This is a genomic window from Rhizobium sp. R339 (assembly GCF_002211395.1).
In the GTDB taxonomy this organism is placed as follows: domain Bacteria; phylum Pseudomonadota; class Alphaproteobacteria; order Rhizobiales; family Rhizobiaceae; genus Rhizobium.
The window spans coordinates 259325-284276 of the sequence record NZ_LOKV01000028.1 but is presented as its reverse complement, the minus strand read 5'-3'; the positions used below and the strand labels follow the sequence as shown (position 1 = coordinate 284276).

The window sequence follows — 24952 nt, the reverse complement described above, 5'->3', positions numbered from 1 at the left end:
CCGTCCATTCGTTGAGACGGAAGCAATAGGCGAGCCAAATCGTCAGCACGCAAAAGGCGGAATCCACCAGCAATGCCAGTGCGCGTTTGGCAGCGCGCGGCATTGCCAGAAGAGGGGCGACGAGCGCTTGCATCGGCACCAACAACCATCCGGAGCGCGATGTCTCAGAGGGAGAATTTTCAGGCATTGCTTACCAGCGTCTCGCAGATCAACAGACAACCACCTTCTTGTCGCTTTCTGCAACGAGCGCAACTGAAATAATCGGAAATCAAGGTCTTCCGCACCGACTTGTCTATCAGAAGTAGGTAGCTTAGTGCCTATTGCCTTCTGACAAATACCTGCCGCTGACGCTGGATTCAGGCTGGCGGAGCGCGAGGGAAAGAGTTTAGTCTCATTGTCGCAGTCTCACGTCAACCGAGGAGATCGACGATGCTGATTTCTCCGGCCTGGCCGCGGTTACATGGGGGTTGCACTCGTTCGGTCATTTCCATAAACACATCCCGAAGATTGCATCGAAAGACGACGTGAAAAATGACGAAAACCGCGCTTATTACTGGGGTGACTGGTCAGGATGGTGCCTATTTGGCCGAATTGCTTTTGAGCAAGGGCTACACGGTGCATGGCATCAAGCGGCGATCCTCATCTTTCAACACCGGCCGTATCGAGCACATTTATCAGGATCCGCATGAAGCCCATCCGCGCTTCATCCTCCACTATGGCGATATGATCGACTCGACCAATCTCCTGCGGATCGTGCAGCAGACTCAGCCTGACGAAATCTACAACCTCGCCGCACAAAGCCATGTTGGCGTCAGCTTTGAAACGCCTGAATATACGGCGGACGCCGATGGCATTGGCACGCTGAGGCTTCTCGAGGCGATCCGCATCCTCGGTCTTCAGCAAAAGACCCGATTCTACCAGGCGTCGACATCGGAGCTTTACGGCCTTGTTCAGCAAGTGCCGCAGAGCGAGAAGACGCCGTTTTATCCGCGCTCCCCCTATGCTGCTGCCAAGCTCTATGCCTATTGGATCGTCGTGAATTATCGCGAGGCTTACGGTATGCATGCGTCGAACGGCATTCTGTTCAACCATGAAAGCCCGCTTCGCGGCGAAACCTTCGTTACCCGCAAGATCACGATGGCGGTGGCGGCCATCCATGTCGGTCTTCAGGATAAGCTCTTCCTCGGCAATCTCGACGCCAAGCGCGACTGGGGCCACGCGCGCGAATATGTCGAAGGCATGTGGCTGATGCTGCAGCAGGACAAGCCGGAGGACTACGTCTTGGCGACGGGCGAGACGACCAGCGTGCGCCAGTTTGTCGAATGGGCCTTTGCCGATATCGGCATCACCCTGGAATGGAAGGGATCCGGCGTTGACGAGAAGGGCTATGACGCCGCCTCCGGCCGATGCCTCGTCGAAATCGACCCCCGGTATTTTCGCCCGACCGAAGTCGACCTTTTGCTTGGCGACCCGACCAAGGCGCGTCAGAAACTCGGCTGGCACCACAAGACGCCGGTTCGTGACCTCGCTGCCGAAATGGTGCGTGAAGATATCAAGCACTGGAAGGCTCAAAACTTCAGGAAAGAGCGCTGAGTGTCCGACTTGTCCAACAAGAAAATCTGGGTGGCCGGCCATCGGGGCATGGTGGGCAGCGCACTTGTGCGCAGACTTCACTCGGAAAATTGCACCGTCATCACCGCAACGCGGCAGGAGCTTGACCTCAAGCGGCAGGACGAGGTTGAGAGATTCGTTGAGGCGAACAGACCGGATGCGATCATCCTCGCTGCTGCAAGGGTTGGCGGTATTCTGGCGAACGATAACTTCCCGGCCGATTTCCTCTACGATAACCTGATTATTGAGGCCAATATCTTCGACGCCGCTCATCGCAACGACGTCGGCAAACTTCTATTCCTGGGGTCAAGTTGCATCTATCCGAAATTGGCGCCGCAACCGATATCGGAAGATGCCCTTCTGACAGGTCCGCTCGAGCCGACCAACGAATGGTATGCCATCGCCAAGATTGCCGGAATTAAGTTGGCGGAAGCCTACCGCAAGCAGCACGGGCGAGATTATATTTCGGCTATGCCAACTAATCTATATGGGCCGGGCGACAATTTCGATCTGCAGTCCAGCCATGTTCTGCCGGCGCTCATTCGCAAAGCCCATCTTGCCAAGCTGAGCGGGGCTTCGGAAATTACCGTCTGGGGAACGGGTACACCGCGACGCGAGTTTCTGCACGTCGATGATTGCGCCGACGCGCTCGTTTTCCTGTTGAAGAATTATTCGGATGCGCAGCACGTCAATGTCGGTTCGGGAGAGGATATCGAGATCATCGAGCTGACACGGCTGGTGTGCCGCATTGTCGGATACGAAGGGAGGATTGCTCACGACCTCTCGAAGCCCGATGGCACACCGCGCAAGCTGATGGGCAGTGACAAGCTGCGGAGCATGGGCTGGAAGCCGCGCATCTCCCTCGAGGACGGTATTCGTGCCGTATACAAATGGTTTTCGGGATTCGAAGGTGGGTCCGCTACGGCAAATTGATAAGAATTCTAGCGCGAGGTCGGAAAATAATGCTTTAGCGCGGAACATGGTTTCTGCCAGGGCAAGCATTAGTCACCACGATGCTGAACATGGTCATTCCTGGTGACTGATTACTGCAGATTCATTTGCAAAGCTTGAAATCGAACGTGCGCTGGAAAACCAGATGAATGATCACCTTCAAGGTAGGCTAAAACGGCTGAACTGGTAAATGTGACGCTGCGGCCGCTCTGAGCTTATTCCATAATTAAAGCCGGCTGGCACAATTGGCTCCGAATCAAAAGGCAGCGGGCCACGGGCTAAGGTCAAGCGCTGTCGCGACTGCAACTCCTGTCAAAGCGAGAGGTCAAGGGGTTGCTCCTGATTGTTGTAATATGTTAGGGGCAGCGATCCAAGCAGAGCGAAGACCTTTGCGGTCCAACGGCGCCGCCGCTTCCAGAGAGAACTTCAGCAAACGTGATACGCGGCCTATTTAATCATCGACGCCTGCAAATGCTTATAGCCTCGGCAATAAGCCTTCTCTTCCTGATATTCCTGCTAAAGGCAGTGGATTGGGAGGAAGCTATCCGCATATTTCGTAGCGGAATATCCGTGACATCGCTCCTGTGGTTTATGCTTGTTACCTTCGGCATTGCTGTGGGTTATGCGGTGCGATGGCGCCTGTTGCTGGACGGCAAGATCGGTTACGGAACGTCCCTCATGGCCTCCCTCCTCGGTCTGGGCACCAACATGTTCCTTCCTGCGAGAGGCGGAGATCTTTTACGCGTGCATTACAGCCGCGTCGTCGCGACTGTCCCCTACGCCGACGCTCTTGGCAAGCTTCTGATCGAAAAAATGGTTGACCTGGTGACGATCATTTCTGTCGGTATATTTTCCTTGGTCTTGCTGAGTCATACACTGAATTCCGAATACCGAAATGTTCTTCTGGTCATCATGTTTGGTGCAATAGTCGGGATATTTCTATCGGCAGTTCTGGTAAGGTTTTTCAGTGATCGGCTTGTCCCGATATTGCGACCCGTCTTCGGTCTCGTGCGACTGCAGGATTTCTTTGACCGTCACATTGTTTATTTCATCCGGAATTCCGCACGAAGCTTATCTCTTTCCGTGACCATCGTTCCTGCTACTCTGACGCTGATTTTGTGGCTTTCGGCATACGCGCTTGCATATATCTTCGTTGCCCGATTTGTCGGTGTCCCGCTGAGTTATCAAGAATCGTTGTTCGTGTTGTTTGCCGGCGGGTTGGGCCTGATGATCCCAGCTGCACCATCCGGAGTCGGTACCTTTCATGCATCCGTCGTTTCGGCATTCTTATTACTAGGGCGTTCTCCCTCGGAGGGGTTGCTCCTGGCGACGGCCGTTCATTTTCTCTTTTTTATGGTGTACGTTGTGCCTGCAGCCCTCATTCTGGGACATTGGCGCTTGAACCGCTTGGCGCCGAGGTAACTTATGCGGGACTATTTCTATTCTCAATTGAGGAAGTACATTGGCCTCTTTATCCTGGGCCAGAATTCCGTGGTCGAGATCGATCCGACGACGCCTCTGCTGATTGGTAAATTTCCTCAGGGCAAGATAGCGTTTCGCTCGAGAACGCACCCTGCAGAACCTGTGAATGAGTTTGACGAGCACAAGATCGTCAAGATCGAAGCCGTCGCTGACACCAAACCTGATTACCTTGTCATCAGCGGCCTCATCCATTACGAACGAGACATACAGAGCATGTTCGCTCAGGCACGTGCATTGTGTTCGCCTGAGACACGCCTTGTTCTTACCTACTACAGCAGTATGTGGCGGCCGCTTGCCACTCTCGCATCTAAGCTCGGTCTGCGCCGGCGGGTTCCTGAATCGAATTGGCTCGCCCATGAAGACGTCGAGAACCTCCTGACGCTCGAAGACTTTGAATTGATACGACTGGACCAGAAGATCCTGATCCCGCTTTACATCCCACTTATCAGTGCCTTTGTTAACCGCTACCTCGCTCCTCTTCCGCTTCTTCGAACTCTCTGCCTTATCAACATCGCGATTGCGAGGCCGAACGGTGATGCCGCGTCGAAGACCGTGCCGTCGGTGTCAATTGTAGTTCCTGCGAGGAACGAGGCAGGAAATATCGAGGATATTGTGAAGCGGTTGCCGGTTATGGGGCCGGATGATGAACTTATTTTTGTCGAAGGCAATTCAACCGACGCGACGTGGAAGGCGATCCAGGAAGCGCAACAGCGTTATGGCGGCGAACGCACCATCCTGATTGCCCAGCAGGATGGAAAGGGTAAAGGCGATGCCGTCAGGAAGGGTTTTTCGCTGGCCTCAAAGGACGTCTTGATGATTCTTGACGCCGACATGACGGTCCCGCCCGAGGATTTGCCGAAATTCTACAATGCCATCAAGGACGGGAAAGGCGAGTTCATCAACGGCACGCGCTTGGTCTATCCCATGGAAAAGGAGGCTATGCGTTTCTTCAACCTCCTGGGCAACAAGTTTTTCGCATTGGCTTTCTCCTTCGTTCTTGGCCAGAGATACAAGGACACCCTATGCGGAACCAAGGTGATCAGCCGCTCCAACTATCTGAAGCTTCAGGCAAACAGATCCTACTTCGGTGATTTCGATCCCTTTGGCGATTTCGACCTGATCTTCGGCGCCGCGCGGATGGGCCTTAAGATCGTCGAGGTTCCGATCAGCTATCGTGAAAGACTCTACGGTGAAACGAACATCTCGCGTTGGCGCCACGGTGCCATCCTGTTGGCCATGCTGGTTTTTGCGGCAAGACGAATAAAGTTTCTCTGACGATGGAATCCGAAAGCGCTCTCTATGAAGCCGATCTTGCTCAGACGCTGGCAAATCGCACGCGGCTAAGCGCAAATCCGAACCTGATGCACTGGTATGGTGAGCTCTACCAGGAGATGTTTCGGCAGGAACCGGATATTGCCACGAATACAGTTCTGGAAATCGGGAGCGGAACGTCGCCTCTCAAGGGCTTCCTGCCGAATGTCATCACCTCCGATGTGCTGAAGTTAGACTATTTGGACTTTGTCTTCGATTGCCACGAGATCGCGAGCTTGCCTGACATCGCGGACCACAGCGTCGATGTGATTACCATGACCAATGTTCTGCATCACCTGAAGGATCCCCTTGCTTTCCTCCGCGGAGCAACGCGAAAGCTCACAAAGGGCGGCAGGGTGTATGTGACGGAACCCTATTTGTCTTGGCTATCCTACCCGATGTACAAACTTCTCCATCATGAGCCGGTGGATTTCAGTATCCGCCGCCCGGTTCTTGATACCGTTCAGGGTCCTCTTTCGACCTCAAATCAGGCTATGCCACATATGATCTTCTTTCAGCGGCCGGACTGGCTCGCTGAGCTTGCAGATTGCTATAGCCTCGAGAAGACGAGGATCAGCTATTTCACCTCGCTCTCCTATATGGTGACAGGCGGGATATCGAGAAAGTATCCTGTGCCTGGTTGGGCTTATAAGCCTTACTTCAAGCTCGACAGAGCAATAGGCGCCGCGCTGCCCAAGGTGTTCGCCTCATTCTTCACGGCCCGCCTCACATCAAAAGAAGAGGTGTAGGGATGGTTTTGCTGCGTCTCGCCGATTGGCTCTATCGACACTGTTATCCCCTTTATTACCCTCTCTATTCCGTATGGAAGGCAGTTTCAGAACGACGTGAGCGCGCACTGATGCGCGAGATGATTTCGCCGGGCATGATCGTCGCAGATATCGGTGCAAATATCGGAATATATACCCGTATGTTCTCCGCTCTGACGGGAGCGACCGGCCATGTGCATGCCTTCGAGCCGGCGCCGGCGAACTTCGAAAAACTTGAAGCGACGGTAAGCGGCTTGTCGAATGTATCGCTGCGGCACGCCGCGGTCGGAGCGGCCAGCGGCACCACAAGGCTGTATGTTTCGGCCGAGCTGAATGTCGATCACCGAACATTCGATAGCGGCGACGGGCGAGTGAGCATCGACGTCCCATTGGTGAAGCTCGACGATTACTTTTCGCCGGGGCAGCGGGTCGATTTTATCAAAATCGATGTTCAGGGATACGAGTTGAGCGTTCTGCAGGGTGCCGAGCGGGTCCTGCGGGAGAATCACGACATTCGGGTATTCATGGAGTTCTGGCCTTACGGCTTGTCGAAAGCCTCGGTGAACCCGTCCCAGCTCACCAGATTCCTGACGATGCTGAATTTCGAGTTCCACAACATAGCGGAACCACCTGGCACTGCTTTCAATGACGAGAGCCTTGATCCAAATAACGCGGGCCAATATTGCAACCTGATCGTTGCAAGAAGAGCGCCCGCCAATCACAAAACCATTTAGAGGCGACCTGAGGACAATGTTATCCACCAGCAACAAAATCCTGATTGCTCGCACTCTATCCAAAGCTGTCTTGTTCGTCCGGGGTTGCGTTGGCCTACCCGCCACCGTGATCGCGAAACGCCGGGGAGTAAATTGGTCGCTCGACCTCAGAGACGGCGTTGATTTCGCGATCTACCTATTGGGCGGGTTCGAGGTCAGAACGCTCCACAGGTATAAAGAGCTGATCAAGGATGGAGACATCGTCCTCGATATCGGCGCCAATGTGGGTTCTCATACGTTGCCCCTGGCACAATTGGTGGGCGGAGCCGGCAAGGTAATCTCCTTCGAGCCGACCGCTCATGCATTTGCGAAACAGAAAGCCAATATTTCGCTCAACCCGACGCTCGCCCAGCGTATCGACGCATACCAGATGATGCTTATGGCAAGTGCGGCCGAAGCGATGCCCGAAGCGGTCTATTCAAGCTGGCCGCTGGAAGTTGCTGAAGATTTGCATAGCGAACACCACGGCCGCCTCATGTCGACACAGGGCGCGCGGCTCGGCACCCTGGACGAAACACTGCGGGATCTTGGGGTCGGCAAAGTCGATTTCATCAAACTTGACGTCGACGGAAATGAGCTTGCGGTTCTGCTTGGGGCGACGGTGACTCTTGAAAAGTTCCAGCCGCGCATAATGCTTGAATTGGCCCCCTATGTTTATGCTGAGAATCCCGGAGACTTCGACAGATTGTTGGAGCTTCTCTGGGAGGGCGGCTACGAGATTGGTGAAATGGCATCCGGCAGGAGGCTGCCCGAAGACGCCGGCAAAGTCCGCGCGATGATACCGGAAGGTGGCGGTATGAATGTGCTGGTTAGAAGCAAGAGCTCAAAGGAAGGTGGATAACTTACTTCGAGGATTATAGGATGGATGGGTGGGGAATTCTGTTTTCTTTCTCGCGAGGAAACGCGGCGATACCGGGCCGTGACGTGGAGCGTCGCTACCGCGACGGTTTCCTTTGTAAGGTTTGAGCGTTTGGATCCCGCCTTTCGGTCTGGCGCTTGCAGATGCTTTCAAATTTTGAAACCTGAGGATTGGTCACTGCATGGATGCGCAGTTCAATGAATGCATGAAGGTAGCGAGAAGGCTTGTCGACCCGAGCTTCCTTGAATCGTTGAAACGGCCTCAACCGCGCGCAATTGTCGTGGCGACCACGATGATCTGGTTTCAGATTGTGACCTCTTGGGCGATCGCGCTCCTCGGCCCCTGGTGGCTCCTGTGGCTGCCGTTCCTGATTAACTCCGCAACAACGCAGGGCATGTTGCTTTGGGTTCACGAGGCGTCGCATTTCCATCTCTTTTCCAGCCGCCGTAAAAACGATATCTGGTGCGATATGTTCTTTGCCGCCCCTGTTGGAATGTCGGTCGGCGCGTATCGACTACGCCACATGAGCCACCATGCACACCTCGGTACGGAGAAGGATGCTGATGGTTACCCCTATCGGGAGCCGATCAAGGGCTTCCGGGCGCTCGCGTGGGTCATGGTAAAGGCGCTGAGCGGTGGCATGGGCGTATGGCTGGCGGCTGACAAATATGGTGGTCTGGCTCGAAAGAAAGCATCGGGGAACTCGCTGTCGCCTTCCTGGCTGGCACCGATGGTGACGATCATCTTCAACGGCTTGCTGCTTGCACTCTGCATTGCCGCAGGCCGCTGGTATCTCTACATTTTTTTATGGGGCTATCCCATTGCTGCCGTAGCAATCGCCCTCAATATCGTGCGCACCATTGCGGAGCATCAGCCCGAGGACTATCCACTTTACCAGGACGGACAGGAACGGGCCATGATGCCGCTGGCCCGGACGACAGTCCCTAATTGGTTTGAGAAATGGCTTATGTACCAAGCGAATTTCAACTATCACATCGAACACCATCTTTTTCCCGCCATTCCGCAGCACAATCTCGCAAAACTTCATAGACACCTCCTCGAAGGCGGATTCTACGAGCATTTTCCGGGGTGCCTGCAGCGCAGCGGTTTTGCAAAATTCATTCGACTCTCGAGAAATCGCAGGAACGACGATTTCTCGGATTCGGTTCAAGATGCGTTGGCTCTCTAGGTATCGAACGCGACAATATGAACTCTCAAGTAACAACGCATATAAGATCGACCCCCACAACGTGCGGCTGTTGCGGCAGCAACAGCGCCACCGTTGCCGCTTCCGGGCGCGACTATATATATCACGGCAGTGAAGATACCTTCACATACGTCCGATGCGACGGATGCGGTCATTTCTATCTCAATCCGAGACCCGACATCACTGAGCTATCTTTGATGTACCCGGCCAATTACGGCACCTTCTCGAACAGATTTCAGGGCCGGGCAAACCTTCTTGGTAGAATAAAGACAATCGTCAATCGGAAGCGCCTGAAGAGCGTTGTCGCGCATCTCCCTTTGCGGGCAAGGGTGCTCGATGTGGGATGCGGCAATGGCGAACTTTTGCTTGCACTTCGCCAAGCACGTCCCGATCTTGAACTTTTCGGTCTGGATTGGCATTTCCCGGTTGAAACGCGTGCCGCTCTGGAAGGCCATGACATAGGTGTAATCGAGGCGCCGCTTGAAGCGGCGGAATTGCCGGCGCAGCCCTTTGATCTCATCGTCATGCTCCAGCTCATAGAGCACCTTTGGGAACCGGAAGAGAGCTTGCGGCGTCTCGTCCGCGCCTTGGCGAAAGATGGCCGGTTATTGATCGAAACGCCTAATTCTGACGGCTGGGATAAACAGATCTTCGCAGATGGTGCGTGGGGCGGATATTATTTCCCGCGCCATCTGAACCTTTATAATTTTGAGCGATTGGCTAGATTGTTGCGCAGGGTAGGCTTGGATGTCGAATCGCAACGCAGCCTTTTGGCGCCTCTAATATGGGCATATTCCCTTCAGGGAGCTGCACAGGCGAGATTCGGGTGGAAGAGTCCTGTAGCAAAGCTTTTCGGCGTCAAAAACATCCCATTGATCGCAGCTTTCGCGTTCCTGGACAGCGTCGCTATCGCCATCCGAGTTACCACTTCAAACCAACAAGCAATTGCGAAGAAGGTATAGTAGGAAATGTTGGTTTCCTTGCGATCACGCACATGCGGCTTGGGGAGCCGATCGCCTTAGATAGTCGCAATTACGGAGCCAGCATTTTCCGAGCTACTCAAAGGATTGGTTTATTCCAAGCACCGGAAAACCACCCAGTCAGTATTTGATCGTCTCGATGTGAATGAGATTTTGGCTGGGGAACCTGGATTCGAACCAAGATCGACGGAGTCAGAGTCCGCTGTTCTACCATTGAACTATTCCCCATCAGGCGAACCGGCGGCCGGTTCGGCTGGTGTGCGGCGCTTATAAACAAAAGCCCGAAGATTGCAAATACCTGTTTCGAAAAAAATCCGGCCTTGCCTGGGGCATGGCCAACTTATCCGCAAATCCCTTGTCCAAAAAAGAATTTGGCGATTTCGGCGGGCGCTGATATCTTCGCGCCAACGCAAAAATCGAATGAGCGCCAGCTGCATATCCCAGGGACTTGCGCGGCGCGATGGAAAACGAACGTGGAAGACCCCGAAGGCGGCGCCAAGCCGCAATTTGACGGGGCGTCGGCGGCAGGGCGCAGGGACGGCAAGAAGTCCAGGCGTCGCAAAGGCAAGCGTGGCGGGCAATCCCGCAGCGCGGCTCATCCCGCTTCGCATGAGCTTTCCGGCAATGCCGGACAGTCTGCGCGCCCGATAGAAGACGCAGCCGGGAATCCGGCCCGCAAGCGAAAGCGTCGCCGCCGTGGCGGCCAAGGTGCCGCACAGGACGGTTCAACTCACCCTCAGGCCATGGAACAGGCGGCAGCGTCAGCTCACCCCGGTCGGGCCGATGGCGATTCGGCGCCGAGCCGGCGTAACCGCCGCAAGCATCGCGGTAAGCGCGGACTGCAGGGCCGGCCGCTGGCGCCGGCAAAGCCTTCGCTGCAGCGTGAAAGCCATGTGCAGCAGACGGCGCGCAGTGTCGAGCCGCGCGAAACGCCGAATGGCGCGGTCGCGATCCGGAAGGGCCGTCCGGATGGTGATGCTCGTTCGGGTCGCGACGGCGATCGCCAGGCCGTGGAGCATGCATGGCCGGAAGAACTTTACGCCGCGCTCGATCTTGGCACGAACAATTGCCGTCTGCTCATCGCGCAGCCGACCCGTCCGGGCCAGTTCCGCGTCGTCGATGCCTTTTCCCGCATCGTCCGTCTCGGCGAGGGCCTTGCGGCAAGCGGCCGTCTGTCCGACGAGGCGATGGAAAGGGCGATCGAGGCGCTGAGGGTCTGCGCCTCCAAGCTGCGGAACAGGGAGATCCGCCGTATGCGGCTGATCGCGACCGAAGCCTGCCGCCAGGCGGTCAATGGCGAGGAATTCCTCGGCCGCGTCGTTGCCGAAACCGGCCTCGAGCTTGAAATCATCGATCGGGAAACCGAGGCGCGGCTTGCCGTCTCCGGTTGCTCGTCGCTCGTCGGGCGGGAGACACGCTCCGTCGTGCTGTTCGATATCGGCGGCGGTTCGTCGGAAATCGCCGTCATCCGCATTGGCGACAATCGCTTCAGCCGGCTGGCCAATCATATCACCCACTGGACTTCGCTGCCGGTCGGCGTCGTGACGCTGTCGGAGCGCCACGGCGGACGCGATGTGACGCCGGAACTCTTCGAAGGCATGGTGCGCGAGGTCGAAGGTATGCTCGGTGGTTTCGACTGCCCGGAGATCGAGATCGCCCAGACCGGCGACTTCCACCTGATTGGCACGTCTGGGACGGTCACGACCCTTGCCGGCGTCCATCTCGACCTGCCGCGTTATGACCGGCGCAAGGTCGACGGCATTTGGCTCTCCGATGGCGAGGTCTCGGCCATGCAGGCAAAACTGCTCTCCTGGGATTTCGAAAGCCGCGCCGCCAATCCCTGTATCGGGCCTGATCGCGCCGATCTAGTGCTTGCCGGCTGCGCCATCCTCGAGGCGATCCGCCGCCGCTGGCCGAGCCCGCGCATGCGCGTTGCCGATCGCGGCTTGAGGGAAGGCCTGCTGACCGACATGATGGCTGATGACGGTGTTTGGCGGCGCAATCGCAATCGCCGCGGCCAGCGGGCTAGATAGGGGAAGGCATGACCAAGGCACCGATCGCGGGAAACCGCACCGGCCGCAAGCTCGGCCAGCGCGTCAAGAACAAGAAGATGAAGGCGTCCTCCCGCCAGTGGCTGCAACGCCACATCAACGATCCCTATGTGCAGCGCGCCCAGCTTGAAGGTTATCGCGCCCGCGCCGCCTTCAAGCTGCTGGAGATCGACGAGAAATACCATATCCTGCGCGGCGCCAAGCGCATCATCGATCTGGGAGCTGCCCCCGGCAGCTGGTCGCAGATCGCCGCCAAGGTCACCGGCTCCACCGACGAGGATATCCGCGTGGCCGCGATCGATTTCCTCGAAATGGCCCAGCTGCCGGGCGTGAAGTTCCTGCAGCTCGATTTCCTCGACCCGACGGCGCCGGAAAAGCTGATGGAGGCCGTCGGCGGCACGCCCGATCTCGTCATATCGGACATGGCGGCACCCACCACCGGCCACCACCGCACCGACCATCTGCGCACCATGCACCTCTGCGAGGTGGCGGCCCATTTCGCTATCGACGTGCTGGGGGAAGGCGGGCATTTCCTCACTAAAACCTTCCAGGGCGGCACCGAGCGCGATCTGCTTGCCATGCTGAAGCAGAATTTCCGCCAGGTCGTCCACGTCAAGCCGAACTCGTCTCGCGCCGAATCGGTCGAGATGTTCCTGCTCGCCAAGGGCTTCAAAGGCCGCAAGGCGGAGGGCGAAGAGCAGGAAGCCTGATCTTCACGCCGATCCTGCCGACTTCGCGGCCGCCTATTTTACCGCCGGCTGCTCTGCTTCACCAGCCGATGCCGCCAGGTGCCTCGAGCGGTGGCCGGAAACGAGCGCGCCGGCATTGCGGTCCATCTTGAAAAAGGGAATAGTCGCAACGACGGTCAGCCCGGCGATGATGTAGAAGGCGAGGTGGAAATCGGCCACCTGTAGCGCCTCGCCGCGGAAATAGATCGAGGTTTCCAGGATCGCGGCTGCGACCGCGACGCCGAGCGCCAGGCTGATCTGCTGCATCACCGAACTCATCGATGTCGCCTGGCTGGCTTCGGCATCGTCGATCTCGGCGAAAGCAAGCGCATTGACGCCGGTGAACATGAAGGAGCGGGAGAAGCCGCCGAGAAGCAGCACGCCGATGATGACGAGATGCGGGGTTGCCGGTGTGAAGAGGCCGGTGATGACGGTTACTCCGGTTGTCACCATGGCGGCGCAGATAAGCGTTGTGCGGAAGCCGGTGGCGGCAAAGACGCGCTTGGCCATGAACTTCGTGGTGATCGCACCGATCGCCCCGGCAAAGGTGATGAGGCCGGATTGGAACGGCGTCAGCCCGAAGCCGAGCTGCAGCATCAGCGGCGTCAGGAACGGCATGGCGCCGACGCAGATTCGAAAGAGATTGCCGCCTGTGGTCGAGGCCCGGAACGTAGGGTTCCTGAACAGGTTGAGGTTGAGGATCGGCGCCGGGTGGCGCTTGGCATGGCCGACATAGAGGAAGCCGCTGGCAAGGCCGATCAAGGTGGCGGTGATGCCGATCATCGGGGGGAGGGCCGGCAGGCTGACCACCGACAGGCCGAAGACGACGCCTGCTGCCGCAAGCGAGGTGAGCACGAAGCCGGTGAGATCGAGCTTCGGCGGCGCCGTCGCTTCCACCTCCGGCAGCAAGATCGTCGCAAGCCAGATGCCGATGATGCCGACCGGAACGTTGATCAAAAAGATCCAGTGCCAGCTGAAATAGGTGGTGATGAAGCCGCCGAGCGGCGGACCGGTGAGCGGGCCGACGAGCGCCGGAATGGTCAGCAGCGCCATGGCCGAGACGAGGTCGCTGCGTTGCGTGGTCCGCACGAGGACGAGGCGACCGACCGGCGTCATCATCGCCCCGCCCATGCCTTGCAGAAAGCGGGCAAAGACGAATTCGATGAGGTTGGACGAGACGGCGCAGAAGATCGAGCCGACGACGAAGACTGAGATGGCAAGGCGGAAGATCTTCTTGGCGCCGAACCTGTCGGCCATCCAGCCGCTGACCGGAATGAACACGGCGAGCGCCACCATGTAGGAGGTCAGCGCGAGCTTCAGCGTGATCGGCCCGACATGGAGATCCCTAGCAATTGCCGGCAGGGCCGTCGAAATCACGGTGGAGTCCATCTGCTCCATGAAGAGGGCGACGGCGAGAATCAGCGGGACGATACGGTTCATAGGGGAGCCTTGATAGGCTGCGGATTGGATCAGGAAAGGTGCTTGCTGTGTAGTCCCACTTCCAAAGCCTGCCAATCCTTCAATCCGCCTGGATGACACGTTTGGTTCACGTCTGCGTGAGATGGCTTGTTCGACATTCTCGCCTGTCAAGATTGACATATGTTTGCTTCGCCGGGGCAGGGCCTCCGGCTGGCGAATTGTCGGGGCAGTGCGGCGAGACGCCGCGCATCATAGGGGAGTGGATATGGCAATTTCAACGCGAATGAAGCGACGCACGCTTTTTGCCGCAGGCCTCGGCCTGCTGGCGGCACCGATGATTTTAAGACAGAAGGCCGAAGCGGCCGCGACTGGAGAAAGCAGCAATATGAACGCAACGCCTTTGCCCGAAATCAATCAATTCAAGCTCGGTTCCTATAAGCTCACCGTCGTACGCGACGGCATCAACATTTCCGAAAAGCCCTATGAAACTTTCGGGACCAATCAGGATCCGGAAACCGTCAAGACTTTGCTGACGGCCAATTTCCTGCCGGCCGACAAGTTCGTGAACGGCTATTCGCCGGCCCTCATCGACACCGGATCGGATGTCATTCTCGTCGATACCGGCTTCGGCGCCGGCGGCCGCGCGCGGGGTGCCGGCCAGCTTGCCGAAGGCCTGAAAGCCGCCGGATATTCGGCAGACGACGTCACCATCGTCGCGCTCACCCATCTGCATGGCGACCATATCGGCGGGCTGATGGAAAACGGCGCGCCGGCCTTCAAGAATGCCCGCTATGTCATCGGCCAGGCCGAATATGATTTCTGGTCGAACAAGGCGCGCGAGGGTACGCCTGCCGAAGGCGGCCACAAGGCCGTGCTCGCCAATGTGACGCCGCTCGTCGAAAAAGCCACCTTCATCAAGGATGGCGACAGCGTCGCGTCCGGCATGACGGCGATGCTGGCTGCCGGTCACAGCCCCGGGCATATGGTGTTCCATGTCGAATCGGAAGGAAAGCGCCTGGTGCTGACCGGCGATACGGCCAACCACTATATCCTGTCGCTGCTGCGCCCGGATTGGGAAGTGCGCTTCGATATGGACAAGGCGCAGGCGGCAGCCGCCCGTCGCAAGGTTTTCGACATGATTGCCACCGATAAGATCGCCTTCCTCGGCTACCATATGCCGTTCCCGGCCGTCGGCTTCGCCGAGAAACAGGAGGCCGGCTACCGTTTCGTGCCGAAGACCTATCAGTTCGACATCTGATCGCCCGCATGTCGCCCGGAAGTGTGCGGCGGTAGCGCATCGTATCGACCAAGTTTGACGTGATGCGCTTTGGATGCATGGCACCCATGACGAGCCCGGCGCACATGCCGGGCTTTTTGCTATTTCCTTCCTGTCATAGACGTGTTACCAGCCCTCGCCAACTTCCAAGCAACTCATGCACACCGCCGGGGCGGACGATTCGTTTCCGGGACGGGTTGCATTTTTCTTAACTGAAGGAATTTGGCGATGGCACGCATCATAGAAACGGCAACCGGCGCGGACGCGCTCACCTTCGACGACGTGCTGCTGCAGCCCGGCCATTCCGAAGTCATGCCCGGCCAGACGAATATCGCGACCCGCATCGCCCGCGACTTCGACCTCAACATCCCGATCCTCTCTTCGGCCATGGACACCGTCACCGAAAGCCGGCTGGCGATCGCCATGGCCCAGGCCGGCGGCCTCGGCGTCATCCACCGCAACCTGACGCCGGTCGAGCAGGCCGAAGAGGTCCGCCAGGTGAAGAAGTTCGAAAGCGGCATGGTCGTCAATCCCGTCACCATCGGCCCGGAGGCGAAGCTCGCGGAAGCGCTGGGCCTGATGAAGTCGCACGGCATTTCGGGCATTCCCGTCGTCGAAAAGTCCGGCCGCCTCGTCGGCATCCTCACCAACCGCGACGTCCGCTTCGCCTCCGATCCGGAGCAGAAGATCCACGAGCTGATGACCAAGGACAATCTGGTCACCGTCAAGGAAAACGTCGACCAGCAGGAAGCCAAGCGCCTCCTGCATTCGCATCGCATCGAAAAGCTGCTGGTCGTCGATACCGAAGGCCGCTGCGTCGGCCTCATTACCGTCAAGGACATCGAGAAGTCGCAGCTGAATCCGAACGCCTCCAAGGATGGGCAGGGCCGGCTTCGGGCCGCCGCCGCCATCAGCGTCGGCGATGACGGCTTCGAGCGCGCCGAGCGCCTGATCGAGGCCGGCGTCGATCTTCTGGTCGTCGATACCGCTCATGGCCATTCGCAGCGCGTTCTCGATGCCGTCACCCGTGTGAAGAAGCTGTCCAATTCGGTGCGTATCATGGCCGGCAACGTCGCCACCTATGACGGCACGAGGGCGCTGATCGATGCCGGCGCTGACGCCGTCAAGGTCGGCATCGGCCCGGGTTCGATCTGCACCACCCGCATCGTCGCCGGTGTCGGCGTCCCGCAGCTCGCCGCCATCATGTCGGCCGTGCAGGCCGCACAGGATCAGGATGTGCCCGTCATCGCCGACGGCGGGATCAAATTTTCGGGCGACCTAGCCAAGGCGATCGCCGCCGGCGCCTCCGCCGTCATGATCGGCTCGCTGCTGGCCGGCACCGATGAGAGCCCAGGCGAGGTCTATCTCTACCAGGGCCGCTCCTTCAAGGCCTACCGCGGCATGGGCTCTGTCGGCGCCATGGCCCGCGGCTCGGCCGACCGCTATTTCCAGGCGGAAGTGCGCGACACGCTGAAGCTCGTTCCGGAAGGCATTGAAGGCCAGGTGCCGTATAAGGGGCCGGTCTCGGCCGTCGTCCACCAGCTCGCTGGCGGCCTCAAGGCGGCCATGGGCTATGTCGGCGGCAAGGACCTGAAGGATTTCCAGGAGCGGGCGACCTTCGTACGCATCTCCGGCGCTGGTCTTCGCGAAAGCCACGCCCATGACGTGACGATCACCCGCGAGAGCCCGAACTATCCGGGCGCCGGCCTCTGATCATGAAAGCGGGCAGCGCAATTCCCCTCTGGGTCGTTGCGCTGCTCGCAGCCCTCTGCCTTGCCGTGCTCGCCTGGACGACCTTCGGCTTCGTCGTCCCGTTCAAGCACGAAACCGGGCAGGCGGTGCTGGACACCTATTTCGCCGGTTACGACGAGTCGGCCGTCTTCCATATGCAGAAGCTGCTCGATGAGAACGAGACGGCGGCGAAGCTGCTCAGCGCCATGTATTTCGGGCCGGAATTGATCTTTCCGGCCTTGCTGACGGCGCTGCTGTTTCTCGCCTTCCTCCGGCTTGGCCCTGTCGGCTCATGGTTCGGCCGATCGCTTCATCCGCTCCTCGCCGGGGCGATCTATCTGCTGCCGTTCATCTACGGCATCGCCGACTACGGCGAGAACATCTCGAGCCTGATTGCCTTTAGCGACGGCGTCTATGCAGGCGCGGCAACGCACCTGCTGCCGTGGATGACGCGGCTGAAATTCGCGAGCCTCGCCATCTGCTTCATCATCATTGCCAGACTTGCCATTGCCCGTTGGCTCTCGCCGGACGAAGGCTGAAGGCGTTTATGGCCCGTCTCTGCGATTTAAGGCCGCGTTGGCATCCGGGCTCCCTTTCGGCTACTGCTCGCAGCGACGGCAAGAGCGGAAAGGACGCGATCATATGACCGGCTATCAAATCTTCTGGCCACTCGTCGCCCATGTGGCTCTGGTCTATGGCCTTTATGCGCTTCTTGGGCTTCGACGCGCTAAAATGGTCCGGGCCGGCAGCGTCGCGAAATCCGATTACCGCGAAAATCGTGGCGAGCCCGCCGAAAGCCTGGTTGTGAAGAACTGCCTGGCCAACCAGTTCGAATTGCCTGTGCTCTTCTATGCCTGCTGTGTTCTTCTCTATGTCACCGAGGCCGATAATCTTGTCTCCGTCTGCCTCGCCTGGCTCTTCGTCGCCCTGCGGTATGTGCATGCCGGCGTGCATGTCACCAGCAACGACTTGCGCTACCGCAGCCCGCTCTTCGCCGCCGGCTATGGAGTGCTGGCCGTCATGTGGGGCTGGCTCGCCGTTTGGATGGCGATGGGCTGACGTTCGCCGAACTCCTGCATGGTTCCTTGGATCGGGATTGATTTAGCAGGGAAATTACACAAGAATTCAAGATGTTGCAGTGTTCGTTCCGCCTCCGCAAAGACGCGCGGGGCTGTGGTCGAAGAATAATTTCAGGAACATGGTTACTAATATTTAAATTGATTCGTCTATTTCTGCGCGAGCGAAGTGTGGTGAGGACGATTTGCGAGCGAAGATAGGCGAGAAGACAGGCGGGGCGGCAATCCATCGGATGGCCACGCTTCGACTTGCGGCATCAGCCAGCAGCGTAGCGCTGGCGCTGATGCTGGCGGCAGAGCCGGGATGGGCGCAGCAGGTCATCGGCGGCAACGATACGGAGATTGTCGACGGCAACGATCCGGGCGGAACCGGTGCGGGCACGCAGCCAAGTCCATGGACGATCAACAACGACCTCCTCATAGGCGAGCAAAGCGGTGATGACGCAGCCCTCATCATCCGCAATGGCGGCGATGTCAGCAATGATACCGGCGTGTTCGGTGTCGATCCGGGCGCGGCCGGCACGGTGACGGTGACGGGGCCGGGCTCCACCTGGAGCAATTCCGACGACCTCTATGTCGGCCATCAGGGCACCGGCACGCTCAGCATCGAAGATGGCGGCGTGGTCGACAATGCGGTCGGATATGTCGGCTATTTCTCCGGCGCGAGCGGTTCGGTCACGGTCACCGGTGCAGGTTCGACCTGGACCAGCTCCCAGGACCTCACCATCGGCGACAGCGGCACCGGCACGCTCACCATCTCGAATGGCGGGACGGTCAACAGCGCCTCCGGCTATATCAGCAACGATTCCAGTGCTGTCGGCGAGGTCATTGTCACAGGTGCGAACTCGCTCTGGAACAATTCCGTTGAAGTGTCGGTCGGCACGGCGGGAGCGGGCACGCTGACCGTTTCAAACGGCGGCTCGGTCACCAGCAGCTTTGGTTATGTCGGCTTCAGTACAAACGGCAGCGGCGTGGCCAGCGTGACCGGCGCGGGGTCGAGCTGGATCAATTCCAGCGAGCTGTATGTAGGGGAATTCGGTTCGGGCAGCGTAACGATCGAGAACGGCGGCATGATTTCCGCTTCCGGAGTCATCGTCGCCGACGATTCGGGCGCCACGGGAACGGTAAACATCGCCGGAAGCGCCGGAAACGGGCGTGGTGTCCTGGAGACCGGTTATATCGACCGGGGGGCCGGTGACGCCAGCCTCGTCTTCGATGGCGGGATTCTGCGCGCAACGGGCAATGAGGCAAATTTCCTGGGCGGTTTCAACGCCGGGGATGTCATCTTCAATGCGGGCGGCGCCTTTATCGATACGAACGGCTTTGCCGTCGGTGTCGCCACCGATCTGCAAGGCACGGGCGGCCTTACCAAGCAGGGCACGGGCACGCTGACGTTGTCCGGGACCAACATCTATACCGGCGTGACGACGGTGGATGCCGGCACGCTGCTGGCCGGCAGCGCCGGCGCCTTCGTGCAGAATAGTGCCTATGCGTTCAATGGCGGCATACTCGATCTCGGCGGCTTCGATCTGACAATGGCGGAACTTTCCGGAAGCGGCGGCGAGATCGCGATCGGCAGTGCCGATCTCACGATCGATCAGGCAAGCGACAGCACCTATGGCGGCATATTCTCCGGCAGCGGCGATTTCACCAAGCTCGGCAGCGGCACTCTGCTCCTGACCGGCAACAGTTCGGGCTTTGCCGGTACGACGACCGTGGCGGACGGCCGCCTGACCGTCAATGGCAGCCTTGGCGGCATCCTGACGATGACGGGCGGCAGACTGGGCGGCTCGGGGTCCGTTGGTACGCTGAACGCCGGCGCGGGCGTCACTGTTGCGCCCGGCAACTCCATCGGAACATTGACCGTCGGCGGCAACCTCACTTTCGATCCGGGCTCCACCTATGAGGTCGAGGTCGATCCCGCCGGCACCGCCAGCGATTTCATCTCGGTCGCCGGCACCGCGTTTCTGAATGGCGCCACCGTCTCCCATGTCGGGATGAACGGCCACTACAAGCCCTTCTCCACCTATGCGATCCTGACCGCTGCCGGCGGGATCAGCGGCACATTCGGCGCGGTCACCTCCAACTATGCCTTCCTGGCGGCCGACCTCTCCTATGACCTGAACAATGTCTATCTGGAGATCGCGCGCAACGACGTGAGCTTCACCGACATGGCGGCGACGCGCAACCAGATTGCCGCTGCCGGGGCCGCCGAGCAGCTCGGAACCGGCAACGATATCTACGACGCGATCGTTACATTGCCGGACGACGAGTCGGAGATCCATGCGAGCTTCGATGCGCTTTCCGGCGAAATCCATGCCTCGATCAAGACGGCGCTGATCACCCAGAGCCTCTTTGTCCGCGAGGCCGCCAATGAGCGCCTGCGCTCCGCTTTCGGCGATCCCGGTGCCGCCGCGGTCCCGATACAGGCCTTGTGGCCGGGCGGCCCGGAACTGATCGCCGCCGATACGCCGGAAGGGCCGGTGTTCTGGAGCACGGCCTTTGGCGGTCTGAGCGAAGCATTCACGGATGGCAACGCCGCCACGCTGCGTCATCAGACCGGCGGGTTTCTCGCCGGCGTCGACACCACGTTCGATGAGGTCAGGCTCGGCCTGCTGGCGGGCTACAGCAACTCGGGCTTCGACCCGCGCCACCGCGCCTCATCGGGATCGAGCGACGATTATCACCTCGGCCTCTACGCCGGCACGCAGTGGGACAATCTCGCTTTCCGCTCCGGCCTTGCCCATACATGGCACGAGATCGAGACAAGCCGCCGCGTCGTGATCGGAAGCTTCGAGGACAGGCTCGATGCGAGCTATAGCGCCGGCACGCTGCAGGCCTTTGCCGAACTCGGCTATCGCTTCGATAAGGCGGCGGCCTCTTTCGAGCCCTTCGTCAATCTTGCTCACGTGGCCGTTCGCACGGCGGGCTTTACCGAAGAGGGCGGGGCGGCCGCGCTCGACAGTTCGAGCCGCACGACCAACACCACCATCGCCACCCTTGGCCTGCATGCCGAGATGGATATCCGCCTGGGTGGGACGAATGCCACCCTGCGCGGCATGTCGGGCTGGCGGCATGCGGCCGGCGATACCGTTCCGCTGGCGACGCATGCTTTTGCGGGAGGCGACGACTTCACGGTCGCCGGCGTCCCGGTGGCGCGCAACGCCTTCATCCTCGCTGCCGGGCTCGACTTCGACCTCAACCCAAGCGCTGCCCTCGGCATTGCCTATTCCGGCCAAATCGCCGAAGACGCGCAACAGCATGGCGTCAAAGCGACACTGTCGTTGAAGTTCTAACATCCGCTGACCTGCATCCCATGGCGACGAAGGGGCAGCGGCAGGCTACCGAGGTGCGGGGACGCCAATCGGCCCACTGATGAAATTATCCAGCAATTTTAAAGTGCTATGGTCGCCTTTTCGCGTCTGAGGAGACAATCGGTGCCATCGCGCGCCGATTTTCGCAGGCTTTTGCCGGTCGTTAAAATGCGAGCGTTTCCATTTACGGCGGATGAAGACCTGCATGTCATATCGGCCCGATGCGCTGGTTTGGGCGAGAGCTTCTTCCGCCGCGAAAAACGATAAGAATGGGAACGACATGGGCGCGGAAAGCGTAGATCGGATCGGCCTCCGCAGGAAGCCGAAGCAGGAGCGCAGTATCCAGAGGCTGGACCTCATTCTCGCCGCCGCTTCGAACATCATTGCAAAAAAAGGCGTCAGCGCCATGCGGATGACGGAACTCGCCGTCGCCGCCAAGGTGCCGATCGGCTCGGTCTATCAATATTTTCCCGAGAAGGCGGCGATCGTCAAAGCCCTGTTCGACCAGCACGCTTCGGCAATCCAGGCGAAGGCGGCGGCAATGTTTGCCGATGTACAGTCGCTGGACCAGGCGCTCGATCTCGTCTGCGCCACCATCGACTGGTACTATGAATCCTACCGCAACGACCCCGTCTATCTCGGCGTCTGGATGGGCACGGAGACGGATCAGGATCTCCTGCAGCTCAACATCGAGCATAGCGGGCGCGTCGCCGGCATCTTCCAGGACGCCGTCCGCCAGCTGGCGCCCGACCTCTGCGACGAAGAAATGTATGCGCGCACTTATCTCTTCAGCCACCTGATCGGCGCCGTTATCCGGCTTGCCGCCGTCAGCGAGGAGGCCTTGGCGCGGCGCATGCTCGACGAGTGGAAACGCGTCATCCGCGCCTCGCTTTTCGCCGCTACGGCGCCCAGCGCCGCCTGAGCGCCTCTACCAGCTCGGCACCATATTGGCGGCCTTCAGCCGCGGGTAACGCGCCTGGGCGGATTTGACGTCCGCCTCGAGATTGTCGTCGATGACGGCAGGCGTGATGTTGTCGAGGCAAGCGGTGATGTGGGCGGTAATCGCGTTCATCAGCGAGATCGAAACGCCCGGCCGCTTCATGATGCCGATCTGCACCGGCGGCAGCGCCGGAAACCCATCCGCCTGGCTCAGCACCTTCATACCCGTCCGCAGAGCCGATTCCGGCATCACAGAAACCGCCATGCCGGCAAGCACGGCGGCGGCAACCACGGTGCAGGACCAGCTGGTGAACAGGATCTGATGTTCGCGTCCCACAGCATCGAGCGCCGAGCAGGCGAGCTGGCGCCACTGGCAGTCGCGCCGGCCGACGGCAAGCGGTACCGGCGCATCGTCCCGGATCGGATGATTGGCCGAGCCGACCCAGCAGAGCGGCTCGGTTCTCACCACGTCGGACATGCGCTCGCGCGGATTGTGAGTGACAAGCGCGATGTCGAGCTCGCCCTTGTGCATGCGCTCGGCAAGGTCCACCGAAGGCTCGCAGACGATATAGAGTTCGACGTTCGGATGCGTCTTGGCGAAGCGGCCGATGATTTCAGGCATGTAGCGGTCGGCGTAATCATCCGGCGTGCCGATGCGCAGCGTCCCCTCCAGCCTGTTGTCGTCGAAGGCGGCGATCGCCTCATTGTTGAGGCGGATGATGCGCCGGGCGTAATTGAGCAGTTTCTCGCCCTCGACCGTCAGCCGGTTGCCGCGGCCGTCCTTGATGAACAGCTGCTTGCCGATGCGCTCCTCGAGACGGCGCATCTGCATGGAGACGGCCGATTGGGTCTTGTAGACCCTGTCGGCCGCCTTGGTGAAGCTGCCGGAATCGACGATGGCGATGAAAGTCTGCAACTGGTCGAGATCAAGAGGCGCGGACATGGTGTCACCCATAAAGATAGCTGATGATAATCATTAGAAACATTCGTTGGACTGATCAATAGGTCTTTGGCATCTTCGGGATGCAAATCAAGCAAAGTGAAGGACAGACACCCTGCCTGTCCAAGCAGAATCCAGCCTGATCCCTCCCGCATGACCTCGCGGGCGGGGTGGGTTGTTGCGTGCCCGAAGAAAGGAGAGTTCGATGCACACGACAGACCGAACAATAGAACTCGACTGCAGCAAGCTAACCCCGACGCTTTTCCAGCGTCTGGTGGCAGGCCTCGCTCCGCTGGTCTTCCTCTTTCGCGGGTTCCGCAATCGAATGGAGATCAATGGGCTGCATGATCTGAACGACAGTCAGCTAAGGGATATCGGCCTCACCAGGGCCGACCTTACCTCCGCGTTCCTGGCCTCGACCTTTTTCGAGGACCCGTCGGAACATCTGACGCGTTCGGCGCGCAGTCGCTGGCGCCTGCAGCTCTTCCGCCCTCACGAAGAGTAGGGCGTCGAGTTTCCCCGCAGGGTGATAGCCAATAGCCCTGCCGCTTGACCCGGTGATCGGCTTTCCCAAGCCATCTCCGGGTTTTTTTATGCCTTGGTTTCAGAAGAGGGTTTCGGCCGGTAAGTTTCGAAAATCGCTTCCAGGTTTTTCTGGTAGCTCTTCTGCACTTCGAGCCCGCTGTCGAACATGGCGTTCAGCATCTCGGCATAGGTTTCGGCCGTGGCCTTCGCCTCCTCCGTCGGAGGCTCGGGGGGCTTTGCTGCCGGTGATTTGGTCGCTGGCTGCTGACCGAGACCTGCCATCATTTCTTGGAAAGCCTTGGCAAAGGGATTGTCGAGGAAGGGGTTCGGCGCGGGCGTCGGTTCCGGTTTCGGCGTCGAAAACATCACCTGCATCGCCTGCGTGAACGGATTGTCGAAGATGTTAGGCACCGGGGCTGCCTTCGGCTTCGGCGCAAAGCCGGTGCTCTCCAGCCATTTCTGGATGCTCTCGCCCATCGCCGTGTTGACGAAGGGATTGACCGGCGAAGCCATCTGGCCGGTTGTCTGCTTGAAGAGCCCGCCCATCAGCGTGTCGGCCAGCACCGGCAGCATCTGCTTGTAGATGTCCTGGCCGATGCCGGTCATCTGCGCCGCCTGGGCGGCGATCGCACGCGAAACCTCCTTCGAGCCGAAAAGCTGGGCGAGGATGTTGTTGCCGTCGGAAATGCCCTCCGGCGTGAAGGCCCGGCTCATATCCTCGAAATAGCGCGCGTAGTTGCCGGAGGCGACGGCCTGCATCAGCCCGACGAAATCATAAGGGTTGCTGGTGCTGCGCTTCAGGCCGGCGGAAAAAGCGGGCATCAGTGCGGCCATAGCTTTGGTCGCCTGTTCCTGCGCCAGATTGAATTGCCGGGCGACCGCTTCCATCGCCGCGCCGTTCTGCGCCTGCATCATCATGTCGAAGAGTGGCAGCATGGAGGTCCCTTTCCCCGAGTCGTGACGCGTTGTAGCGTCACTATATCCGGAAATGGTAATGCGCAAACGGCTTTTT

22 protein-coding genes and 1 tRNA gene are annotated in these 24952 nt (G+C 59.2%); 18 read left to right on the top strand and 5 right to left on the bottom strand.

Annotated features, from left to right (window positions below; genetic code table 11):
- Positions 1-187 (bottom strand): hypothetical protein (locus ATY76_RS34395; RefSeq protein ID WP_141105068.1); only part of this gene is annotated, 187 nt, incomplete at its 3' end.
- Between the two features lie 344 nt (positions 188-531).
- Between ATY76_RS34395 and gmd the strand changes: the two genes are divergently transcribed.
- From gmd to ATY76_RS31790, 9 genes are all read left to right on the top strand, one after another.
- The gene (gene gmd / locus ATY76_RS31830) at positions 532-1593 is read left to right on the top strand and encodes a GDP-mannose 4,6-dehydratase (RefSeq protein WP_088678595.1); all 1062 of its coding nucleotides are present in this window, start codon (positions 532-534) and stop codon (positions 1591-1593) included.
- Positions 1594-2544: a GDP-L-fucose synthase gene (locus ATY76_RS31825; protein ID WP_088678594.1), complete on the top strand. Its 951-nt coding sequence runs from the start codon at positions 1594-1596 to the stop codon at positions 2542-2544.
- 489 nt (positions 2545-3033) lie between these two features.
- Positions 3034-3984 carry a lysylphosphatidylglycerol synthase transmembrane domain-containing protein gene (locus ATY76_RS31820; RefSeq protein WP_088678593.1) on the top strand — a complete coding sequence of 317 codons (951 nt, stop codon included), beginning with the start codon at positions 3034-3036 and terminating at the stop codon, positions 3982-3984.
- 3 nt (positions 3985-3987) lie between these two features.
- Entirely contained in the window at positions 3988-5319 is a 1332-nt protein-coding gene (locus ATY76_RS31815; protein ID WP_088678592.1) for a glycosyltransferase family 2 protein, read from the top strand.
- A 2-nt stretch (positions 5320-5321) separates the two neighbouring features.
- The gene (locus ATY76_RS31810; RefSeq protein ID WP_088678591.1) at positions 5322-6104 is read left to right on the top strand and encodes a methyltransferase domain-containing protein; all 783 of its coding nucleotides are present in this window, start codon (positions 5322-5324) and stop codon (positions 6102-6104) included.
- Positions 6105-6106: 2 nt separating this feature from the next.
- Complete coding sequence (locus tag ATY76_RS31805) at positions 6107-6856, top strand: FkbM family methyltransferase (RefSeq protein ID WP_088678590.1); 750 nt, start codon at positions 6107-6109, stop codon at positions 6854-6856.
- A gap of 16 nt (positions 6857-6872) precedes the next feature.
- Positions 6873-7736 (top strand): FkbM family methyltransferase, encoded by an 864-nt coding sequence (locus tag ATY76_RS31800; protein WP_088678589.1) that lies wholly within the window; start codon positions 6873-6875, stop codon positions 7734-7736.
- A 199-nt stretch (positions 7737-7935) separates the two neighbouring features.
- Positions 7936-8943 (top strand): fatty acid desaturase family protein, encoded by a 1008-nt coding sequence (locus ATY76_RS31795; RefSeq protein WP_088678588.1) that lies wholly within the window; start codon positions 7936-7938, stop codon positions 8941-8943.
- Between the two features lie 215 nt (positions 8944-9158).
- Positions 9159-9923, top strand: a complete 765-nt coding sequence (locus ATY76_RS31790; RefSeq protein ID WP_245310205.1) for a class I SAM-dependent methyltransferase — start codon at positions 9159-9161, stop codon at positions 9921-9923.
- A 172-nt stretch (positions 9924-10095) separates the two neighbouring features.
- Here the strand turns inward: ATY76_RS31790 and ATY76_RS31785 are convergent.
- A tRNA-Gln gene (locus tag ATY76_RS31785) sits at positions 10096-10169 on the bottom strand.
- A gap of 245 nt (positions 10170-10414) precedes the next feature.
- On the opposite strand from ATY76_RS31785, the gene ATY76_RS31780 reads away from it, so the two are divergent.
- Positions 10415-11974 carry a Ppx/GppA phosphatase family protein gene (locus ATY76_RS31780; protein ID WP_088678586.1) on the top strand — a complete coding sequence of 520 codons (1560 nt, stop codon included), beginning with the start codon at positions 10415-10417 and terminating at the stop codon, positions 11972-11974.
- Between the two features lie 8 nt (positions 11975-11982).
- The gene (locus ATY76_RS31775) at positions 11983-12702 is read left to right on the top strand and encodes an RlmE family RNA methyltransferase (protein WP_088678585.1); all 720 of its coding nucleotides are present in this window, start codon (positions 11983-11985) and stop codon (positions 12700-12702) included.
- A 33-nt stretch (positions 12703-12735) separates the two neighbouring features.
- Here ATY76_RS31775 and ATY76_RS31770 read toward each other — a convergent pair whose 3' ends face one another.
- Positions 12736-14160 carry an MFS transporter gene (locus tag ATY76_RS31770; RefSeq protein ID WP_088678584.1) on the bottom strand — a complete coding sequence of 475 codons (1425 nt, stop codon included), beginning with the start codon at positions 14158-14160 and terminating at the stop codon, positions 12736-12738.
- A 244-nt stretch (positions 14161-14404) separates the two neighbouring features.
- On the opposite strand from ATY76_RS31770, the gene ATY76_RS31765 reads away from it, so the two are divergent.
- The 6 genes from ATY76_RS31765 (at position 14405) to ATY76_RS31740 (ending at position 22458) form a co-directional block, all read left to right on the top strand.
- Entirely contained in the window at positions 14405-15397 is a 993-nt protein-coding gene (locus ATY76_RS31765) for an MBL fold metallo-hydrolase (protein ID WP_088678583.1), read from the top strand.
- A 246-nt stretch (positions 15398-15643) separates the two neighbouring features.
- Positions 15644-17128: an IMP dehydrogenase gene (guaB, locus tag ATY76_RS31760; protein ID WP_088678582.1), complete on the top strand. Its 1485-nt coding sequence runs from the start codon at positions 15644-15646 to the stop codon at positions 17126-17128.
- A 2-nt stretch (positions 17129-17130) separates the two neighbouring features.
- Positions 17131-17685, top strand: a complete 555-nt coding sequence (locus ATY76_RS31755; protein ID WP_088678581.1) for a hypothetical protein — start codon at positions 17131-17133, stop codon at positions 17683-17685.
- A gap of 103 nt (positions 17686-17788) precedes the next feature.
- Complete coding sequence (locus ATY76_RS31750) at positions 17789-18205, top strand: MAPEG family protein (protein WP_088678580.1); 417 nt, start codon at positions 17789-17791, stop codon at positions 18203-18205.
- Between the two features lie 250 nt (positions 18206-18455).
- A complete protein-coding gene (locus tag ATY76_RS31745) occupies positions 18456-21518 on the top strand; it encodes an autotransporter domain-containing protein (RefSeq protein WP_245310203.1) in 3063 nt (1020 codons plus the stop codon).
- A gap of 298 nt (positions 21519-21816) precedes the next feature.
- Entirely contained in the window at positions 21817-22458 is a 642-nt protein-coding gene (locus tag ATY76_RS31740) for a TetR/AcrR family transcriptional regulator (RefSeq protein ID WP_088678622.1), read from the top strand.
- Between the two features lie 6 nt (positions 22459-22464).
- Here ATY76_RS31740 and ATY76_RS31735 read toward each other — a convergent pair whose 3' ends face one another.
- On the bottom strand, positions 22465-23418 hold the full coding sequence (locus ATY76_RS31735) for a LysR substrate-binding domain-containing protein (RefSeq protein WP_088678621.1): 954 nt from the start codon (positions 23416-23418) through the stop codon (positions 22465-22467).
- 202 nt (positions 23419-23620) lie between these two features.
- Between ATY76_RS31735 and ATY76_RS31730 the strand changes: the two genes are divergently transcribed.
- Positions 23621-23920, top strand: coding sequence for a DUF1127 domain-containing protein (locus ATY76_RS31730; RefSeq protein ID WP_088678579.1), 300 nt, complete (start codon positions 23621-23623; stop codon positions 23918-23920).
- A gap of 86 nt (positions 23921-24006) precedes the next feature.
- Here ATY76_RS31730 and ATY76_RS31725 read toward each other — a convergent pair whose 3' ends face one another.
- Entirely contained in the window at positions 24007-24876 is an 870-nt protein-coding gene (locus ATY76_RS31725) for a DUF937 domain-containing protein (RefSeq protein ID WP_088678578.1), read from the bottom strand.
- Positions 24877-24952 lie beyond the last annotated feature (76 nt).

Coding starts and splice junctions, on each gene's coding strand:
- ATY76_RS31745 (WP_245310203.1), top strand. CDS start 18,456: ATGGCCACGCTTCGACTTGCGGCATCAGCCAGCAGCGTAGCGCTGGCG.
- ATY76_RS31755 (WP_088678581.1), top strand. CDS start 17,131: ATGAAAGCGGGCAGCGCAATTCCCCTCTGGGTCGTTGCGCTGCTCGCA.
- ATY76_RS31815 (WP_088678592.1), top strand. CDS start 3,988: ATGCGGGACTATTTCTATTCTCAATTGAGGAAGTACATTGGCCTCTTT.
- ATY76_RS31730 (WP_088678579.1), top strand. CDS start 23,621: ATGCACACGACAGACCGAACAATAGAACTCGACTGCAGCAAGCTAACC.
- ATY76_RS31775 (WP_088678585.1), top strand. CDS start 11,983: ATGACCAAGGCACCGATCGCGGGAAACCGCACCGGCCGCAAGCTCGGC.
- gmd (WP_088678595.1), top strand. CDS start 532: ATGACGAAAACCGCGCTTATTACTGGGGTGACTGGTCAGGATGGTGCC.
- ATY76_RS31765 (WP_088678583.1), top strand. CDS start 14,405: ATGGCAATTTCAACGCGAATGAAGCGACGCACGCTTTTTGCCGCAGGC.
- ATY76_RS31805 (WP_088678590.1), top strand. CDS start 6,107: ATGGTTTTGCTGCGTCTCGCCGATTGGCTCTATCGACACTGTTATCCC.
- ATY76_RS31750 (WP_088678580.1), top strand. CDS start 17,789: ATGACCGGCTATCAAATCTTCTGGCCACTCGTCGCCCATGTGGCTCTG.
- ATY76_RS31810 (WP_088678591.1), top strand. CDS start 5,322: ATGGAATCCGAAAGCGCTCTCTATGAAGCCGATCTTGCTCAGACGCTG.
- guaB (WP_088678582.1), top strand. CDS start 15,644: ATGGCACGCATCATAGAAACGGCAACCGGCGCGGACGCGCTCACCTTC.
- ATY76_RS31820 (WP_088678593.1), top strand. CDS start 3,034: ATGCTTATAGCCTCGGCAATAAGCCTTCTCTTCCTGATATTCCTGCTA.
- ATY76_RS31800 (WP_088678589.1), top strand. CDS start 6,873: ATGTTATCCACCAGCAACAAAATCCTGATTGCTCGCACTCTATCCAAA.
- ATY76_RS31770 (WP_088678584.1), bottom strand. CDS start 14,160: ATGAACCGTATCGTCCCGCTGATTCTCGCCGTCGCCCTCTTCATGGAG.
- ATY76_RS31790 (WP_245310205.1), top strand. CDS start 9,159: ATGTACCCGGCCAATTACGGCACCTTCTCGAACAGATTTCAGGGCCGG.
- ATY76_RS31795 (WP_088678588.1), top strand. CDS start 7,936: ATGGATGCGCAGTTCAATGAATGCATGAAGGTAGCGAGAAGGCTTGTC.
- ATY76_RS31725 (WP_088678578.1), bottom strand. CDS start 24,876: ATGCTGCCACTCTTCGACATGATGATGCAGGCGCAGAACGGCGCGGCG.
- ATY76_RS31740 (WP_088678622.1), top strand. CDS start 21,817: ATGGGCGCGGAAAGCGTAGATCGGATCGGCCTCCGCAGGAAGCCGAAG.
- ATY76_RS31735 (WP_088678621.1), bottom strand. CDS start 23,418: ATGTCCGCGCCTCTTGATCTCGACCAGTTGCAGACTTTCATCGCCATC.